This is a genomic window from Streptomyces sp. NPDC004065, assembly GCF_044903565.1.
GTDB lineage: Bacteria > Actinomycetota > Actinomycetes > Streptomycetales > Streptomycetaceae > Streptomyces.
In genome coordinates, this window is sequence record NZ_JBJDQT010000009.1 from 30,206 (window position 1) to 48,870 (window position 18,665).

General features: G+C 69.8%; 13 protein-coding genes. 11 read left to right on the forward strand and 2 right to left on the reverse strand.

Annotation, left to right across the window (positions count from 1 at the left end; genetic code table 11):
- Positions 1-29 precede the first annotated feature (29 nt).
- From ACI2LW_RS12765 to ACI2LW_RS12780, 4 genes are all read left to right on the forward strand, one after another.
- Positions 30-1,307, forward strand: a complete 1,278-nt coding sequence (locus ACI2LW_RS12765; RefSeq protein ID WP_404731204.1) for an ATP/GTP-binding protein — start codon at positions 30-32, stop codon at positions 1,305-1,307.
- Positions 1,307-1,987 carry an RloB family protein gene (locus ACI2LW_RS12770; protein ID WP_404731205.1) on the forward strand — a complete coding sequence of 227 codons (681 nt, stop codon included), beginning with the start codon at positions 1,307-1,309 and terminating at the stop codon, positions 1,985-1,987. The genes ACI2LW_RS12765 and ACI2LW_RS12770 overlap by 1 nt, the downstream gene beginning before the upstream one ends.
- Positions 1,988-2,080: 93 nt before the next feature.
- Positions 2,081-4,702, forward strand: coding sequence for an N-6 DNA methylase (locus ACI2LW_RS12775; protein ID WP_404731206.1), 2,622 nt, complete (start codon positions 2,081-2,083; stop codon positions 4,700-4,702).
- 46 nt (positions 4,703-4,748) lie between these two features.
- Positions 4,749-5,921: a restriction endonuclease subunit S gene (locus ACI2LW_RS12780; protein ID WP_404731207.1), complete on the forward strand. Its 1,173-nt coding sequence runs from the start codon at positions 4,749-4,751 to the stop codon at positions 5,919-5,921.
- Positions 5,922-5,979: 58 nt separating this feature from the next.
- Here the strand turns inward: ACI2LW_RS12780 and ACI2LW_RS12785 are convergent, their stop codons facing one another.
- Together ACI2LW_RS12785 and ACI2LW_RS12790 are read right to left on the reverse strand one after the other, a co-directional pair.
- Positions 5,980-6,201: a DUF397 domain-containing protein gene (locus ACI2LW_RS12785; RefSeq protein WP_404731208.1), complete on the reverse strand. Its 222-nt coding sequence runs from the start codon at positions 6,199-6,201 to the stop codon at positions 5,980-5,982.
- A complete protein-coding gene (locus ACI2LW_RS12790) occupies positions 6,194-6,988 on the reverse strand; it encodes a Scr1 family TA system antitoxin-like transcriptional regulator (protein WP_404731209.1) in 795 nt (264 codons plus the stop codon). The genes ACI2LW_RS12785 and ACI2LW_RS12790 overlap by 8 nt, the downstream gene beginning before the upstream one ends.
- Positions 6,989-7,181: 193 nt before the next feature.
- Here ACI2LW_RS12790 and ACI2LW_RS12795 point away from each other — a divergent pair, with 193 nt between their 5' ends.
- From ACI2LW_RS12795 to ACI2LW_RS12825, 7 genes are all read left to right on the forward strand, one after another.
- A complete protein-coding gene (locus tag ACI2LW_RS12795) occupies positions 7,182-7,553 on the forward strand; it encodes a hypothetical protein (RefSeq protein WP_404731210.1) in 372 nt (123 codons plus the stop codon).
- A complete protein-coding gene (locus ACI2LW_RS12800) occupies positions 7,550-7,912 on the forward strand; it encodes a hypothetical protein (RefSeq protein ID WP_404731211.1) in 363 nt (120 codons plus the stop codon). Before ACI2LW_RS12795 ends, ACI2LW_RS12800 begins: the two co-directional genes overlap by 4 nt.
- Positions 7,913-8,075: 163 nt before the next feature.
- Positions 8,076-11,648 (forward strand): type I restriction endonuclease subunit R, encoded by a 3,573-nt coding sequence (locus ACI2LW_RS12805; RefSeq protein ID WP_404731212.1) that lies wholly within the window; start codon positions 8,076-8,078, stop codon positions 11,646-11,648.
- 58 nt (positions 11,649-11,706) lie between these two features.
- Positions 11,707-12,432 carry a M48 family metallopeptidase gene (locus ACI2LW_RS12810; protein ID WP_404731324.1) on the forward strand — a complete coding sequence of 242 codons (726 nt, stop codon included), beginning with the start codon at positions 11,707-11,709 and terminating at the stop codon, positions 12,430-12,432.
- Between the two features lie 193 nt (positions 12,433-12,625).
- Positions 12,626-13,552, forward strand: a complete 927-nt coding sequence (locus ACI2LW_RS12815) for a serine hydrolase (RefSeq protein WP_404731213.1) — start codon at positions 12,626-12,628, stop codon at positions 13,550-13,552.
- Positions 13,553-13,619: 67 nt separating this feature from the next.
- Positions 13,620-14,648: an esterase-like activity of phytase family protein gene (locus tag ACI2LW_RS12820; RefSeq protein ID WP_404731214.1), complete on the forward strand. Its 1,029-nt coding sequence runs from the start codon at positions 13,620-13,622 to the stop codon at positions 14,646-14,648.
- 156 nt (positions 14,649-14,804) lie between these two features.
- A complete protein-coding gene (locus ACI2LW_RS12825) occupies positions 14,805-18,581 on the forward strand; it encodes an ABC transporter ATP-binding protein (RefSeq protein WP_404731215.1) in 3,777 nt (1,258 codons plus the stop codon).
- The last annotated feature ends 84 nt before the right edge of the window (positions 18,582-18,665 follow it).

Sequence of the window (18,665 nt, forward strand, 5' to 3'; positions counted from 1 at the left end):
CACTACCCTGAGCCCGAGAGGAGGGCAGCGTGCTGCTGAGGTTCCGCGTCGCGAACGTACGGTCCCTGCGGGATGAGCAGGAGCTGTCCTTCGTCGTGCCGGGCGGCGAACAGGGCGGGTCGGCGAACCCGGTGGATCTTGCGGGTGGGGAATCCGTCTCCGTCCTTCCGCTGATCGGGATCTTCGGAGCCAACGCGTCCGGCAAGTCGAACGTGCTGACCGCGATGACCGACATGCGTAACGCCGTCCTCAACTCATACGCCCGCTGGGCCTCTTACGACGGCATCCCGCGCCAGGTCTTCGCTCTGGACCCCAAGTGCGAGAGCGAACCTTCCTTCTTCGAGGTCGACGTCGTCATCGACTCGGTCCGCTGGACGTACGGCTTCGAGCTCGGCGCCACCCGTGTCGAGTCCGAGTGGCTGCACAGCTACCCGCGCGGCCGCCGTCAGGAATGGCTCGACCGCGACGCCTCCCGGCCGGAGGTCTTCAAGTGGCCCGGCGGGCGTGTCAGGGACCGGGCCCAGCTCGTGCGGCGTACGCGGCCGAACGCACTGCTGCTCTCCACGGCCGGCACGGACAACCATCCGCAGCTCTCCCCGCTGTTCCACTGGTTCCGCCGTAACTTCTGGCTGATCAACCCCGAGGTCGAGCGGGACGAGCGCGCGCGGTACACCACCAAGGAACTGTCCGGCCCGAGGGCCACCAGGATCCAGGAGCTGTTGAGGGTCGCGGACCTCGGCATCACCGGAGCGACGGTCGTCCAGGACCGCCCGGGGCAGGACGCGGTGAAGCTGACCCACCATTCGACTGCCGGGGATGTGGCCTTCGACTGGCACGAGGAGTCCTACGGCACCCGCTCCTGGTTCGCTCTCCTGGGCCCTCTGCTCCTCGCCCTCGACGAGGGCGCGGTCCTGCTCGTCGACGAGCTCGACGCCAGCCTGCACTCCCGCTTCGCGGCCGAGGTCGTCCGGCTCTTCCATGACCCCGACGCGAACCCCAGGGGCGCCCAGCTGGTCTTCACCTCGCACGACGCGACGGTGCTCACCACCCCGAGCGGCGAGCGGCTCCTCGACCCGGCGCAGGTGTGGCTGACGGAGAAGGACAAGGACGGGGCGACCGCGCTGTATCCCCTCACCGACGTCGAGCCGGGCGAGGACGAGGACCTCACGCAGTCGTACCTCGCGGGGGCCTTCGGCGGGGTTCCGGCCCTGCTGGAGGGACAGATCGCGCGGCGACTGCTCGTGGCGCGTGAGGCCGGCACGTACGACGAGACAGGCGAGCGAGCGGACCGGGCGGGGCGCGACTGATGGGGCGGGCGCACAAGGGCAGGGACTCGTGGGAGCGTCCGGCCCGAAGGGGCGGACAGCGCAGGCGTCAGGTCTTCGTCTTCACCGAGGGCAAGGTGACCGAGCCCTCCTATCTCGACATCCTCAAGGACAAGGGCGTCCCGCACGCCGACAAGGTCCCGGTGGAGGTGCACATCGCCAACCGCAAGGCGGACAGCGGGCGCAAACCGCTGGACCTCGTGGAGCAGGCGATCAAGCTGAAGCGTGAGGAGGACCGCAAGGCCAAGCGGGCCAGGCTGGACGCGAAGTACCTGCCCGCGGTCTGGTGTCTCTTCGACCACGACAGATACACGTACATTCGCGACGCGTTGGAGGAGGCGGAGAAGGCGGGCATCGGAGTCGCCTTCTCGCATCCGTGCTTCGAGGTCTGGCGGCTCGCCCACTACAAGCCGGTCAGCGGCTCGTTCGCCGGGGTCTGCGACGGGGCGGCCACGCGGCTCCCGTTCCAGCGAGGCTCCCAGGACGCCAGGACTCCCAAGGTCGTCCTGCCGCACCAGATCCTCGGCCGCTACGAGACGGCGCGGAAGAACGCCGAGCAGATGAACAGCCGGCATGCGGCACATGTGGCCAAGTGGGACAGGGACCCGTACACAGACGTGCACGAGTTCGTGGAGAACGCGCTGCACATCGCCACGTACTGATCCCGGCGGCCGTCCGCGCACCGATTTCGATATGGCTCCGGCCGGGCAATAAAGTCTCTCCGTTGTCTCAGGCCGGGTTGTAGGGAGTCGTACGTGGCCAAGCTCACGCTCGCGCAGCTGGAACGGCATCTGTGGGCCGCCGCGGACATTCTGCGCGGCACGATGGACGCCTCCGAGTACAAGGACTACATCTTCGGGCTGCTCTTCCTGAAGCGCGCCAACGACGAGTTCGAGGCGGCCAGGGACAGGCTCCGGCAGTATGCCGTCGAGGAGCTGAATCTCGGCGACGAGGAGCTTCGCGGCTACCTCGAGCAGCCGGGCCCCTACCGCAAGCGCGATGTGCTGTACGTGCCGGAGGAGGCCCGTTGGGCCAAGATCTCCGCCGTCCCCCACAACATCAACGAGAAGGCGCTGCGTCCCGCCCTGCAAGCGCTCGAGAGCCAGAACGCGAAGCTCAAGGGCCTCTTCGACCACCTCGATTTCAACCGCATCGGTGGATCGGGCGCCGCGTCCGGCGCGGCCAAGCTCGCCGACCAGCGCCTGAAGCTTCTCATCGCGCACTTCGGGCGTATCCGGCTGCGCACGGACGACTTCGAGTTCCCTGACCTGATCGGTGCCGCGTACGAGTACCTGATCAAGGAGTTCGCGGACACGGCCGGACGCAAGGGCGGTGAGTTCTACACCCCGCGCGCTGTCGTCCGCATGATGGTCGAGCTCCTCGCCCCCACCGACAACATGAGGATCTACGACCCGTGCGTCGGCTCGGGCGGCATGCTCATCCACGCGGCGGAGTACGTGGAGGAGCACGGCGGCGACACATCGTCGATGTTCTTCGCCGGTCAGGACGCCAACTCCGGCTCCTGGATCATGTCGACGATGAACATGGTGCTGCACGGCGTACGTCGCTTCGACCTGGCCACCGGGGACACGCTCGCGCAGCCGGCGCACGTTCCGCGCTCGGACGAGGACCGGTTCGACGGGGTGCTCAGCAATCCGCCGTTCTCCCTGGACTACACCCTTGCGGACCTGGCGCACCCGGCCGAGCGTGCCAAGTACGGGGCGACGAGCGAGCGCGGCAAGGCCGACCTGATGTTCCTCCAGCACATGCTGTGGGAGGCCAAGCGGGAGGGCCCTCGCGGCGGCATGGTGATCACGGTCATGCCGCACGGGGTGCTGTTCCGTGGCGGCGGCGAGAAGATGATCCGTACGGAGCTGCTGGAGAAGGACACCATCGAGGCGGTCATCGGCCTCGCCCCGAACCTCTTCTATGGGACCGGCATCCCGGCCTGCATCCTGGTGCTCCGCCCGCCGGGCCGGAAGGACCGGGAGCGGGAGGGCAAGGTGCTGTTCATCAACGCCGACCGGGAGTTCCACGCGGAGCGGGCGCAGAACATTCTGCTCCCCGAGCACGCCGAGAAGATCGTCTCGACGTTCCACGCGTACGAGGAGGTACCCGGCTTCTCGCGGATCGTGACCCGCGAGGAACTCGCTGCCAACGACGACAACCTCAACATCCGCCGGTACGTCGACAACACGCCGCCGCCCGAGCCGCAGGACGTGCGGGCGCACCTGGTGGGCGGCGTCCCGCGCGCCGAGATCGAGGCGAAGAAGCCGCTGCTCGACTCGTACGGGATCGGGGTGACCGACCTGTTCGTGGAGCGGGGGCCGGCGGACCCGGAGTACGTCGACTTCCGGGACGAGGCGGCGGGCGGCCGTCCCGATCTGGGCGAGCTGGCGCGTCCCCGGGAGGAGGCGCTGCGGGCGGAGTTCGCCAAGTGGTGGGAGGAAGAGGCCGCCCAGCGGCTGGAGGCGGTGGCGGCCACGCCCGAAGCCCTCGCTTCCTCCACGTCCTCCGAGCGCAAGGCCGCGTTGATGGCGGTGCGGGGGCAGTTGATGAAGTCGTTCGGGGAACGGCTGGGCCGGGTCGGGCTGCTGGACCGGTACGCGTTGGCGGGGGCGGTCGCGGGGTGGTGGTGGGACGCCAAGTACGACCTGCTTGCGCTGTCGGAGAACGGGTTCGGCGGTGTTGTCGACGGGTGGGTCGAGAACGTCGACACGATGCTTTCGCCGGAACAGGACGCGCGGACGAAGAAGCTGCGGTCGCGGACGGCAGCGGAGCGGCGTCAGGCGTACGACCACAAGGTGGTCGCCGCGATCGCTCCGCAGTTCCTGGAGGAACTGGCGGAGGCGGACGCACGCAAGGCCGAGGCCGACGCGCGGTTCAAGGAGCTGAGCGCGCGGCTTTCCGGGGGCGGGGAGGAAGTGGAGACCGACGGCGACCCGGCCGACGGTGAGGCCGACTCGGAAGAAGCGGCTCTGAGCGTGGAGGAGTTGGCCGAGCTCACGGCTGAGCTGGCGAAGGTGAAGAAGGCGCGTACGAAGGCGGGCGCAGAAATCAAACGCCTTGAGGCGGACTTCCATCGCTATCCGTACCCGAGCGACCCGCCGACCCTGGGGGAGGAGCCGCCGCGCTTGTTCCGGGCGCGGGAGGAGCTGGACGCGGAGGGGGAGCGCCGGGTGGTGCTTGACCTGTTGCGGGACGACCTGACGGCGAAGCTGGACGGGCATGTGGTGCGGTGGCAGCGGGAACTGGCAGCTTCTTACGAGACGTGGGAGCAGAAGTACGCCGTTTCGTTGCGGGAGATTCGGGCGGGGCGGGAGCGGGCGGCGGGCGCGCTGGATGAGTTCCTGGAGGAGCTTGGTTATGTGGGATAGCGCCGAGATCCAGTGGACCGAGGTTCGGAACGTTGGTGACGTCCGTATGGGGAAGCAGCTCTCGCCAGCAACCCGGGATGCGCCTGGACAGTTCCCTTATCTGCGTGTGGCGAACGTTCATCTGGGGCGGATTGACTACGCGGACGTGAACACAATGGGGTTCACTAGCGCAGAGCGTGAGACGTATGGGCTTAAGCCCGGTGACATTCTGCTGAACGAAGGGCAGAGCCTGGATCTCGTTGGGCGCAGCGCAATTTACGACGGAGCGGAGGGAAAGTTTTGCTTTCAGAACACTTTGATCCGCTTCCGGCCAGGTGCTGATGTTCTTCCTGCGTATGCCCAGGTGGTCTTCGAGCGCTGGCTGGCGACCGGGGTCTTTGCGGCGATCGCCAAACAGACGACCAGCATTGCTCACCTGGGAGGCGACCGGTTCGGGGCGCTACTATTCCCCTTGATTCCGGTGGCTGCACAGCGGCGGATCGTTGAGGTACTCGCTAGCTTTACGGAATTGGAGCGGAGTGTCGAGGCATCGATCACAAAGCTCCGTAACGTGCGGCAGGGTGCTCTGCTGGCGTCCATGGAGTCTGTAGTAAGTGGTAAGCCAACGGCAGGCTGGGTTCACGTGCCGTTGAAGGACATTGTTCCTTCGGCCGAATATGGGATCTCTGAAGCCCTTGACAGGGATGCTCGCGGCGTGCCCGTGCTGCGTATGAACAATATTCAGAATGCCAGGATCGATGCGAATGATCTTCGCTATTGCCCGGTTCCGGTTCCTTCGAAGTTGTTTCTCCGGCGCGGAGACGTCCTGTTCAACAGGACCAACAGTATGGAGCATATCGGTAAGGCGGCCATGTGGCGTGACGAATTGCCGAGCGCAACCTTCGCCTCGTATTTGGTACGCCTTGTCCCGGACCTGCGACGCGTGACACCGGAGTACCTTGTTGAATGGTTGATGCACCCTCTCGTTCGTCAGCGGGTGCGGTCGATTTCAACGGTTGCGGTGCAGCAGGTGAATGTCAATCCATCCCGGTTGGGGGAGTTGGAGATCGATCTCCCAGTCGACTTGGCTGAACAGCGGCGCATCGTAGCCACGCTGGAGGCCTGTGACGAGCAGATCGGGCGTGAGGAAGAAGAGCTCAACAAGCTCCGTGAGCTCAAGCAAGGGCTTGTGGACGATCTACTGTCGGGGCGAGTCAAGGCTTCTGCCTTGGCGGCCTGAGGAACGGTGTCCGGCCCGCCCAAGGGGTGCGGGCCGGATGAATCGTGGTGGTGAGCGATCAGGCGGGCAGGCGGCCGTCCTTGACTGCTGTGACGAACGATGTCCAGCCGGTCGACGAGAAGACCAGCGCGGGCCCCTGAGGGACCTTCGAGTCACGGACCGGGACACCGGTCGTGTAGCCGTCCAAGACCTCGATGCAGCTGCCTCCTTCGTTGCCGCTGTACGTCGACTTGCGCCAGCCGTGCAGCGAGGAGGCGTTGGGGATGATGGGTTCATTCACGGTGTTCGTAGTCCTTTGCTGTCGCCCTCATCAGGGTCAGTGACTCCTTGAGCGGCATTGCGTCGCCTAGCGCGAGATCGTAGGTGCCTTCAAGGCGGTCGACCATGGCGGGGGAGTCGTGAATCCTGCCTACTTGGATGCCTTCGGAGTACGCCACCGGAGGCTGATCCTCGAACTTGAGCAGGGTGAGCATGCTCTGCATGAGGGGGTGGACCCCCAGCGCGAAGGGCAACACGTGGACGCGTACGCGTCCTGATTCCGCCAGCTTGACGATGTGGCGGAGTTGTTCCGCCATGACATCCGGCCCGCCCACCACCCGCCGCAGCACAGCCTCGTCAAGCAGTGCCCACACTACGGGTGACACCGGGTCCTCCAGGATCTTCGCCCGCTCCAGCCGTGTGACAACGAGCCTGTCACATTCCGTTTCACCCACCGGAGGGAACGACGTACTCAGAACCGCACGTGCGTACCTCTCCGTCTGGAGGATGCCGGGGATGAACGACAGGGCGAACTCCCGGATCATCGTCGCCTGCTGTTCGAGCTGAAGGGCCGCCTCGAAGTACCCCGCGACTGCGGTGTCCTCGTCCGGCAGGAAGCTGCTGAGTACATCGCCCGTGTTCAGCGCCCTGTCGAGGCGTCTCGCGTCCTCCTTCGACGGGGTGCGCCTGCCCGCCTCGATGTGCGCGATGTGCGAACGCGTCATGACGGCGGCTGTCGCCAGCTCCTGCTGTGTCATCCCGGCCGCTTCGCGCTTCGCCTTCAACCACTCCCCATAGATGTTACTCATCGTCAACTCCCGTGTGACAGATGCGTTGTCACATCCGACCCCCTGGCGAGCCTAGCCCGGCCCGTCTCACTCTGTGAGTGGATCACTACACAGCGACGTCCCTGCACGTCGACTGCCTTCGGGCACGGAAGACCCCCGCGACCGCTACCAACGGCCCGGGGGCATGGCCCTCAACCACACTGGAGTTGAAGACGTGTTGCACCGTATCGCCTGCCTCGTCGAGCCGCTGCTGCGGCTGCTGTGGCCCGCCTCCGGGCGCCATCGGCAGCGGAACCGGCACCGGCACCGCGCCGGCGGATCGGCGCGGCCCACCCCCGTGTCGGCCAGTCCCGTCGCACCCCGCCGCCGTCCTTCCCCGCACGAGGCCCTCCTTCACGGCGAGGACTCCCGGCTCGTTCGCCCCTACCTCCTCGCCCACGAACGACGCGCCCAGGCCAGGCAGCAGCGTGCCCGTCGCCGGACCCTCTGGCTCGCCGTGCACGGCATCGACGTAGGGCCGCGACGCATCCACGGTGTCGACGTCGGCTCGCGCCGAATCTGGGGCAACGAGGTGGCCGTCTCGTGATCCACAAGAGTCACGACGCCGCCACCTCGGCAGGCCGGCCCCGCCTCCTCCCCTGGTCCAACCTCGACGGCAAGCCCTGCTACCTCGTGACCGACAACACGGGAACCAGCCGTCTCTCGCGCCTCGCCGACGACGTGGAAACCGTCCAGCTCGGTATGGCCGACGACCTCCTCGGCCACGCCGTCGATCTCCTGGGGGACGCCAAGGCCACCACGCCTCAACTCCGCTACTTCGCAGCCCGCCTGGCCGAGGCGCTCCACGACGTGCACCGCATCGCCCGCAGCCGGGGAGCGCGCCTGGCCGTGCCCCACGACGACGAGGACTCGGGCGCCGTCCCGGAAGAGGCTCCCGGCACCTGACGTGCCCTACTCCGCCGAGCGTGCGGACTTGTTGGCTCAAAGCCCCTGTATGTCCGCGCGCTCAGCCGTCTCCTACGTCCGGTTCTCTTCCCCTCACCCCGCCCCCCGGGCGCAGAATGGATCTCCGGGGAACAGCGGGACGTACGGAGAGAGGCGCGGGGCTGTGGTGGTGCACGTCGAGCGGGACGAGGTGGAGCGGCCGTTAGTCGCGCAGTTGGAGGCCATGGGGTGGACGCACGTCCCGGGCGTGGAGCTGGACACGCTCGACGCGGCGGTGCCGCTGCTCGTCGACCAACTCGGGCCAGCGCTGCGGCGGATCAACCTCCGGGGCAGTGACGGTCAGCAGTGGATGGGTGAGGACGACATCCGGCGGGCGGTCGGCGAACTTGCCTCCCTCTCCCTGGGCAAGGGCGTCGTGCAGGCGAACCTCGCCGCCACCGACATGCTGCTGCACGGCTGGACGCTTCCCTCGCCCTCCGCCGCGCACGGTGGTCCGTCCGCCACCGTCCAGTACGTCGAGTGGCATCCGGACCTCGTCACGCGCAACACCTTCACCGTCGTCGACCAGCTCCGTGTGCGCAGCCGCTCCGGCGAACTGTCCATACTCGACCTCGTCCTTTTCGTGAACGGCATCCCGCTCGTCGCCGTCGAGTGCAAGAGCCCCGATCTGGCCGAGCCCGTCCGCAGTGCCGTGCTCGATCTCCGGCACTACGCGGGGAACCCCGTCCTTGACCTCGACGCCACCGGTGCTCCGGTCCCCGCCGGTGTGCCGGAACTTTTCCGGACCGTGCAGCTCCTCGTCGCCGCGACCGGCGAGACCGCCCACCTGGGCACCGTCACCTCCGAACCCGAGCACTTCCACCCGTGGCGCAGCGTCGAACCGGAGGAGGGGAGCACGCTGCGGCGGGAGCTGCGTACCGCCGGGCTGCTCGTGGACGGCTCCGACCCGGCCGCGCCCGCGCCGCTCCGCGAGCAGCAGAAGCTCGTCGGTGTGGTCCTGCGGCCGGCCGCCCTGCTCAACGTCGTACGGCACTACGTGATCCCGATGACCGTCGAGTCGGACGCGGACGGCGGGGCCGTGCGGACCGTGAAGGCCGTCGCCCGGCACCAGCAGTACCGGGCCGCCGAGAAGGCCGTGCGCAGACTGCTGACCGGGCGGGCCCGCGCCGGGCGTGACACCGAGGACGAGCGCGGCGGTGTCATCTGGCACACGCAGGGCTCCGGCAAGTCGCTGACCATGACGTTCCTGGTGCGGCGGGTGCATCTGCACCCTCGGCTCAGTGAGTTCATGGTGGTCGTGGTCACCGACCGCATCCAGTTGCAGACCCAGCTCTCGCGGACGCTGAAACTCAGCGAGTCCGACGTCGAGACGGCGAAGACCCGGACGCAGATGGAAGGGCTGCTGCGCGACGGCGGGCGGCGCGTCGTCTTCGGGATGATCCAGAAGTACGGGACCGGGTTCACGTTCGCCGGGGACGCGGAAGGCAGCGCGGACGACCGCGATCTGACGGGAGAGGGATCGGGCCGGAGCGAGGACGAGAGCCCCGGCCCTGGACTGGACTTCCCCGAGTGCAACACGTCGCCGGACATCCTCGTCCTCGTCGACGAGGCACACCGCTCCCACACCAGCGTCCTGCACGCCGCCCTGCGCAAGGCGATCCCGAACGCCGCCAAGATCGGGTTCACGGGTACACCGATCATCACCGGGCGTGAGGAGGACACGCGCCGGATCTTCGGGCGGGGCGACTCGCCGCGGGGCTTCCTCGACGAGTACCGAATGGAGGACGCCGAGCACGACGGCGTCGTCGTACGTATCCGCTACGAGGGGCGGACCGGGCAGGGGGAGGTGCGTGACGGGGAGGTTCTCGACGCGGGGTTCGACGACCTCGTCCGGGACCGCACGCCCGAGGAGCGGGCTGCGCTGCTCAAGCGGTGGCCCACCGAGCGGGACGTCGCCGAGTCCGTTCCCATGATCGAGGCGAAGGCCGAGGACATGCTGGAGCACTGGGTCACCACCGTGCTGCCCGGTGGCTTCAAGGCGCAGGTGGCTGCCGTCAGCCGGAAGGCGGCCGTGCAGTACCACCACGCCCTGCGCAAGGCCCGTGACGAACTGCTGGCCCGGCTGTCCGATTTCAACCCGGAGTCGGTGGCCGGGATTCCGCCGGAGAAGCTGTCCGGCAGGCTGCGCTACCTCTACCAGGCTTACCAGTTCCGGGCGCTGCTGCGCCGGGTCGACTTCGTCCCCGTCATTTCACCGGGCTCGGGCCAGAAGCGCGGGGAGTGGCGGGAGTGGACCGACGCCGGCCGCCAGGAGGCCTACACCGAGCGCTTCCAGAAGGCGTTCCCCGAGCTGGCGCCCGACCCGGAGTGGGTCGCCGTAACCCCCTTCAACCCACCGCAGGCCCCGATACCGCCGACCGGCCCCGCCGACGGCATGAACACCCCGTGGTCCGAGCCCGCGAACAGCGAGTCGCCGCCGCTTCCCACCTCGGTGCCCGACCCCGTGCACCCCGACAGCCCCATCGCCTTCCTGATCGTGAAGTCCATGCTGCTCACGGGATTCGACGCGCCGCGCGAACAGGTGCTCTACCTGGACCGGCCGATGCGGGACGCCGAGCTGCTCCAAGCCGTCGCGCGTGTCAACCGCACCTCGCCCGGCAAGGAAGTCGGTTACGTCGTCGACTACTACGGCGTCTTCGAGCATCTGTCCAGCGCACTGGCCGGGTACCGGAACACCGATGTCACCGACACCATGCGCGACCTGTCCTACGAGGTGAACGAACTCGGGCCCGCCGCACAGAAGGTCCGGGACTTCCTGCGGCACAACGGAATCGACGACGCGGAGCTCGACCAGCTCGCCAAGCTGGGGCCCGCAGCTCTCGCACTGCAACCCGAAGACCTTCGGTTCGGCTTCGACGAGGTCCTGCACGCGTTCCTCGCCACCCTCGAGCGCGTCCTTCCGCACGAAGATGCCCTGAACTATGTCGGGGACGCCAGGCGTTGGACCCTGCTCCAGAAGCGGGTGCGGCGACTGTGCCGGGACGACGAGGGCGGCACGTTCACGATGCGCCGGTACGGCCGCAAGGTTCGGGCCATGATCGCCGACCACCTCGAGGGCCCGGAGATCGATCAGGTCATTCCACCGGTCTCGCTCACCGCGGTCACCTTCGACGACGCCGTGCGGCGGCTGCCGCCGCAGGAGGCCGCGGCGGAGATGGGTCACGCGCTCCGCTTCCACCTGGAGGAGCGGACGAAGAGGGAGGACCCCGCGAAGTACGAGCGGCTCTCCAAGCGCCTGGAAGAGATCCTGCGCACGATGCCGGGTCGCTTCGAGGAGCAGATCCAGGAGTTCGGCCCGCTCATCGAGGAGGCCAGGCAAGAACAGGAGGAGTCCCCGGAACTCGCCGGTCTGACGCCGCTCGAACAGAGGGTGTACCGGCTCGTGGAACAGATCCTTCAGGACACACCCGGGATCAGGCTCGCCGATGGCGCAGACGTCCGGCAGCTCACGGGCAAGGTGTGCGACGTCGCCACCCAGGTCATGGCCAGGGCGTCGTACCAGGGACAGCACCAGGACATCAGCATGCTGGCCGGAGACCTTCACGAAGTCCTGCTCAGGAGCGGGGTCCGGCCGGTGGGTGCGGACTGGGCGCCCATGGACAGCGCGGCCGAGCGACTCGCCTCCTTCGCGCAGGACAACCTTCGGCAGTTCCGGGCCAGGGCGAGGGGAGAATAGCGTGGTGACCGCGCCGGCCGATCCTTCCACATACTCCGTCCCCCCACCCCTGCTCACGGTGGACGGGTTGGCTCTGCGCGTGCGCGCCAGTGCCCGCAGGAAACGGTTCGCACTGACCGTTGAGACCGACGCGACCCTCACCCTGCACACCCCTGCCGGACGTTCGACAGCCGAAGCGGAGCAGTTCGTACGCGCGCACCGGGACTGGTTGCTGACCAAGAGGCGCGAGCGGGAGCGCACACGCCCGTTGAGCCCTGTCAAGCGGCTTGCCGACGGAGAGGTCTTCCGCTATCTGGGGCGGACCTATCGACTGGCTGTATCCGGTGAGGAAGGGGCAGCCAAAGAAGTTCGGCTGATCGCGGGGCGCCTTGTCATGGGCCCGGATCTGGCAGCGGAGCCACAGGCGGGCCGGGCGGCGCTGGTCGACTGGTACTGCCGGGCCGGCCGGAACTGGACCGGACACCGGCTTCAGCCCTGGGCGGCCCGCATGGGGGTGCCCGAGCCGGAACTCGACGTGCGGGACCTGGGAGACCGGTGGGGTTCGTACCGGCCGCCGCAGGCCGGGTCGGGCGCCAGGGGACTGATGAGTCTCGGGTGGCCTCTCTTCCAGCTGCCCATGCACCTGATCGACTACGTCATCGCGCATGAACTGGCCCACGTGAAAGTGTCCGGACACCGAGAGGACTTCTGGCGGCTGCTGCGGATCGCGCTGCCCGAGTACGAAGAGCGGCGGGCCGACCTCGACGAGTTGGGGCGGCGGCTCTGGATGGGTGATGTCCGGTAGGCCCTGGCCGAACCTCACACGCGGAGACAGGACGGCAGCCCGGGGTCGCAGCGGTCAGGACCGTTGCGGTGTTCGCCCCCGGCCACGCCACGCCCGGGCAGCGCCTCGCCGAACCCCGTCCCGCCCGGTAACGACTCGTCAAACCCTGCCCCGCCCGTACAACCCTCACCGCGCGCCCGGGTGTCATCTGGGCATGACTCACTGGATACCCCGACGCGCCCAGGCGCTCGCGGCACTCGGCGCGGGCGCCGGGATGCTCGTCCCCTGCGTGGTGGCCGCGACGCCCGCCGCGGCCGCCGCACCCACCGTCAGCTGCACCTCCGGCAAGGCGGGCCTGGCCGCCAAGCTGAAGAAGGACATCACCGCGGCCATGGCCGGCCGCAAGGGCACCGTCGCGGTCGGCCTGCGGGACCGCTCCACCAACACCACGTGCACGCTGCGGGAGTCGACGGCCTACGACTCCGCCAGCGTGGTCAAGGTGACGGTGCTGGCCACGCTGCTGTGGGACGCCAAGAAGCACAACCGCTACCTCACCTCGCGCGAGGTCACCCTCACCAAAGCGATGATCACCCAGTCCGACAACAGTGCCACCAGCACCCTGTGGAAGCAGCTGGGCCTCAACAAGGTGAAGGGGTTCCTCACCGCGGCCGGTATGACCCAGACCAAGCCGGGCTCGAACGGCTACTGGGGCCTGACGCAGATCACCGTGCGCGACGAGCAGAAGCTCCTCGCCCTGGTCACCGCGAAGAACTCCGTGCTGAGCGACAACTCCCGCGCCTACATACTGAAGCTGATGGGCCAGGTCGTCTCCTCGCAGCGCTGGGGCACACCCGCCGGAGCGCCGTCCTCCGTCGCCGTGCACGTCAAGAACGGCTGGCTGCAGCGCGCCACGCACGGCTGGCGGGTGCACAGCGTGGGCACCTTCAAGGGCGCCGGCCACGACTACACGATCACGGTGCTCACCCAGGACAACAGCACCATGAACTACGGCGTCACCACCATCCAGAACATCGCCCGGACCATCCACAAGGACCTCGTCCCCACCACCGCGAGCACCTCGCGCTACAGCCCGACGGCCACCCCCAGGGAGGCGTTCGTGGCGGTGCCGGCCGGCGGCTGAGGCCGGCGGCCGAGGCTTCACCAGGCGGTCTCCCGCCGGACACCGCCAGGCCCTACGGTGACGTCCCATGCGTCTGAGAACCGTACTCGCGACCCTCACCGCCGCCCTGGCGGCGGCCACCTGCGCCGGCGCGGGCCCGGCCGCCGCCGGCACCCACGCCGGCCGGGACCACGCCTGCTCGCCCGCCGTGTCCCTGGACCGCTTCTCCGACGCCCTGGACAAGACGACGTACCAGGGCATCTACACCGGCAACCTCTCCGCGCTCGCCGTGGACCGCGACGGCTCGCTCGCCGCGCTCTCCGACCGCTCCGCGCTGTTCCGCCTGGACCGCGGGACGCTGCGGCCGAAGGGCGTCGTCCCGCTCGCCGACGCGAGCGGCGCCCCGCTCGACTCCGAGGGACTGGCCGTGGACCGGGACGGCACCCGCCTGGTCACCTCGGAGACCGAGCCGTCGGTGCGCCGCTACTCCCGCGACGGCCGCGTCCTCGGGAGCCTTCCCGTGCCGCCCGCGCTGCGGGTCGCCCCGGCCGGCCGGGCCGGCGCCAACCAGACCTTCGAGGGCCTGACCCTGCTGCCCGGCGGCAGGACGCTGCTCGCGTCGATGGAGTACGCGCTGGCCGGCGACACCCCCGGCATCGTCCGCTTCCAGACCTGGCGGCGCGGCGGGGACGGGCACTTCCGCCCCGCCGCCCAGTACGCCTACCGCACCGACGACGGCCTCGACGTCCCCGAGGTGCAGGCCACGCCCGACGGCCGGCTCCTGGTCCTGGAGCGCGGCTTCACCGCCGGCGTGGGCAACACCGTCCGCCTCTACCTGGCCGACCTCCGGCACGCGACCGACACCCGCGACACCGGGACCCTGACCGGGCAGCCCGGTGTCCGGCTGATCCGCAAGACCCTCCTCACCGACATCGCCTCCTGCCCGTCCCTCGGCGCCACCGCCAGGCAGCCCCAGCCGAACCCGCTGCTGGACAACATCGAGGGCATGACGGTCACCGGCCGGGCCGGGGGCCGGCTGAAGGTGCTGCTGGTGAGCGACGACAACGAGAACCCGGCACAGACCACCCGCTTCTACTACCTGCGCATACGTGTCTGAGTCCGCGCGCGTACGTGTCTGAGTCCCTGCGCGTCCGTGTCCGAATCCCCGCGCGTACGCGTCCGGGGCCGCCGCCCCACTGTTGCGGAGGGATGAAATCCGCCTCGCCGCGCGTTGGTGCCTTCCGGAAGATCAGGTCAGCAGGGAGGCACCGACGTGGCAGCGCAAGCGGGGGAGAAACGCGGGTGGGCGCGAAGGCTCGCCTCCTACGCCTGGCGCTACCCCAAGGACGTCGCCCTGGCCCTCGGCTCCTCGCTCGCCGGCATGGCCGTCATGGCCCTGGTCCCGCTGATCACCAAGGTGATCATCGACGACGTGATCGGCTCCCACGAGCGGTCCATGGCCCCCTGGGCCGGCGCCCTGATCGGCGCCGCGCTGCTCATCTACGTCCTCACCTACGTCCGCCGCTACTACGGCGGGCGGCTCGCCCTGGACGTCCAGCACGACCTGCGCACCGAGATGTTCGGGACGATCACCCGGCTCGACGGCCGCCGCCAGGACGAGCTGTCCACCGGGCAGGTGGTCGGCCGCGCCACCAGCGACCTCCAGCTGATCCAGGGCCTGCTCTTCATGCTGCCGATGACCATCGGCAACGTCCTGCTCTTCCTGATCTCCCTGGTGATCATGGCCTGGCTGTCGCTGCCGCTGACCCTGGTCGCCCTCGCCGTGGCGCCCGCGCTCGGCTGGATCGCCCGGCGCAGCCGCACCAAGCTGCACCCGGCCACCTGGTACGCCCAGGCGCAGGCCGCCGCGGTGGCGGGCGTCGTGGACGGCGCGGTCACCGGCGTGCGCGTGGTGAAAGGCTTCGGACAGGAGGAGCAGGAGACCGCCAAGCTGCGCGAGGTCGGCCGGCGGCTGTACGCGGGACGGCTGCGCACCATCCGGCTGAACGCCCGGTTCACCCCGGCGCTCCAGGCCGTCCCCGCCCTCGGCCAGGTCGCCATGCTGGCCCTCGGCGGCTGGCTGGCGGTCGAGGGCCACATCACCCTCGGCACCTTCGTCGCCTTCTCCACCTACCTCGCCCAGCTCGTCGGCCCGGTCCGCATGCTCGCCGTGGTGCTCACCGTGGGCCAGCAGGCCCGCGCGAGCACCGAGCGCGTCCTGGAGCTGATCGACACCGAGCCCACCCTGACCGACGGCGCCAGGGAACTCCCGGCCGACGCGCCCGCGACCGTCGAGTTCGACGACGTCTCCTTCGGCTACGACCCGGACCGGCCGGTCCTCCAAGGGCTCAGCTTCGAGATCCGCCCCGGCGAGACCCTCGCCGTCGTCGGCTCCTCCGGCTCCGGGAAGTCCACGCTCTCCCTGCTCCTGCCGCGCTTCTACGACGTCACCCACGGCGCCGTCCTGGTCGGCGGGCACGATGTGCGCGAGCTGACCCTGGACTCGCTCAGGGCCGCGATCGGCCTGGTCCCGGAGGACTCCTTCCTGTTCTCCGACACCGTCCGCGCCAACATCGCCTACGGCCGCCCGGACGCCACCGACGCGGAGATCGAGGCGGCCGCCCGCGCCGCCCAGGCCGACCGCTTCATCGCCGAGCTGCCCGACGGCTACGACACGACGGTCGGCGAGCAGGGGCTGACCCTCTCCGGCGGCCAGCGCCAGCGCGTCGCGCTCGCCCGCGCGATCCTCGCGGACCCGCGCCTGCTCGTCCTGGACGACGCCACCTCGGCCGTGGACGCCCGGGTCGAGCACGAGATCCACCAGGCCCTCGGACAGGTCATGGCGGGCCGCACCACCCTGCTGATCGCCCACCGCCGCTCCACCCTCAACCTCGCCGACCGCATCGCCGTGCTCGACGGCGGCCGGCTCGCCGACATCGGCACGCACGACGAGCTCCAGCGGCGCTGTGCCCTGTACCGGCGCCTGCTCACCGACCCCGATGAGCTCGGCGGGGTCTCCCCCGGGCACACCCCGCCCGCCGCACCGCGCGAGGACACCTCGGCCGGGGTTCCCCCGCTCGAGCCCCTCGGGGAGTGGGGGAGGGAGGAGCTGGAGGCCGAGTTCGACGCCGAGCGCGGGATCACGCCCCGGCTGTGGGCGGGGGAGCGCGAGCCGAGGGACACGGCGCTGGACGGCATGCCCGCCACCCCCGCCCTCCTCGCCCAGGTGGAGGCCCTGCCGCCCGCGACCGACACCCCGGACATCGACGAGGCGCGCGCCGTCCGCCCCGAGGACTCCTACGGCCTGCGCCGGCTGCTGCGCGGCTTCGCCCTGCCGCTGCTGCTCAGCCTCGTGCTGGTGGCCGTGGACGCCGGCATGGGGCTGCTGCTGCCCGTGCTGATCCGGCACGGCATCGACCGGGGCGTCAGCGAGACGGCCCTAGGAGCGGTGTGGGCGGCGTCGCTGCTGGGCCTGCTCGCCGTGGTCCTGCAGTGGGCGGCGCAGACCGGCGAGACCCGGATGACCGGCCGCACCGGCGAGCGCGTCCTGTACGCCCTGCGCCTGAAGATCTTCGCCCAGCTCCAGCGGCTCGGCCTCGACTACTACGAGCGGGAGCTGACCGGCCGGATCATGACGAGGATGACCACGGACGTCGACGCGCTGTCGACCTTCCTCCAGACGGGCCTGGTCACCGCGTTCGTCTCGGTCGTCACGTTCTTCGGCATCATGGTCGCCCTGCTGGTGATCGACGTGCGGCTGGCGCTGGTCGTGTTCGCCACCCTGCCGCCGCTGATCGTCGCCACCTACTTCTTCCGCCGGGCCAGCGTGAAGGCGTACCGGCTGGCGCGGGAGCGGGTGTCGGTGGTGAACGCCGACCTCCAGGAGTCGGTGGCCGGGCTGCGGATCGTGCAGGCGTTCCGGCGCGAGCGCGACGGCCGGCGGCGGTTCGCCGAGCGCAGCGACAGCTACCGCCGGGCCCGCACCCGCGGCCAGCGGCTGATCTCCGTCTACTTCCCGTTCGTGCAGTTCCTGTCCTCGGTGGCGGCGGCCTCGGTGCTGATCGCGGGTGCCGGCCGGGTGGAGGCGGCCACGCTGACCACGGGCGCCCTGGTGGCGTACCTGCTCTACATCGACCTGTTCTTCGCGCCCGTCCAGCAGCTCTCCCAGGTCTTCGACGGCTACCAGCAGGCGAGCGTCTCGCTCGGCCGCATCCAGGAGCTGCTGCGCGAGCCGACGTCCACCGAGGCCGCCGGCCGGCCGCTCGACGTTCCCGCCCTGCGCGGCGAGATCGCCTTCGAGGACGTGCACTTCGCCTACGGCGGCGCCGGCTCGGGCGAGGCGGCGCTGCGCGGGATCGACCTGCGCATCCCCGCCGGGCAGACGGTCGCCTTCGTGGGCGAGACCGGCGCGGGCAAGTCGACCCTGGTGAAGCTGGTGGCCCGGTTCTACGACCCCACCGCGGGCCGGGTGACCGTGGACGGCCGGGACCTGCGCGCCCTGGACCTCACCTCCTACCGGCACCGGCTGGGCGTCGTACCGCAGGAGGCGTACCTCTTCCAGGGCACCGTCCGCGACGCCATCGCCTACGGCCGCCCCGGCGCCACCGACGCCGAGGTGGAGGCCGCGGCACGGGCGGTCGGCGCGCACGAGATGATCGCCACCCTGGAGGGCGGCTATCTGCACGAGGTCGCCGAGCGCGGCCGCAATCTGTCGGCCGGTCAGCGGCAGCTGATCGCCCTGGCCCGCGCCGAGCTCGTCGACCCCGACATCCTCCTCCTGGACGAGGCCACCGCCGCGCTCGACCTCGCCACCGAGGCGCAGGTCAACCGGGCCACGGACCGCATAGCCGGCCGCCGCACCACCCTGGTGGTGGCCCACCGGCTGACCACGGCCGCCCGCGCGGACCGGGTGGTGGTGATGGACCACGGCCGCGTCGCCGAGGACGGCACCCACGACGAACTGCTCGCCCGCGGCGGGCGGTACGCCGGACTGTGGCGGACCTTCACCGGCGCGCCCGAGCCGGAGGAACCCCTCGGCGCGTCCCGCTGAACCCGGCGACGCAACCATCCGGCGTACGCCGTGCGTCCGTAAACCCGTACGTCTGTACGGTGGGTGACGGCCACCAGGGGGAGG

What these genes read in the sequence shown, in the direction of transcription:
- ACI2LW_RS12770 (WP_404731205.1), top strand. Translation starts at nt 1,307, where the DNA reads ATGGGGCGGGCGCACAAGGGCAGGGACTCGTGGGAGCGTCCGGCCCGA.
- ACI2LW_RS12780 (WP_404731207.1), top strand. Translation starts at nt 4,749, where the DNA reads ATGGGGAAGCAGCTCTCGCCAGCAACCCGGGATGCGCCTGGACAGTTC.
- ACI2LW_RS12790 (WP_404731209.1), bottom strand. Translation starts at nt 6,988, where the DNA reads ATGAGTAACATCTATGGGGAGTGGTTGAAGGCGAAGCGCGAAGCGGCC.
- ACI2LW_RS12815 (WP_404731213.1), top strand. Translation starts at nt 12,626, where the DNA reads ATGACTCACTGGATACCCCGACGCGCCCAGGCGCTCGCGGCACTCGGC.
- ACI2LW_RS12820 (WP_404731214.1), top strand. Translation starts at nt 13,620, where the DNA reads ATGCGTCTGAGAACCGTACTCGCGACCCTCACCGCCGCCCTGGCGGCG.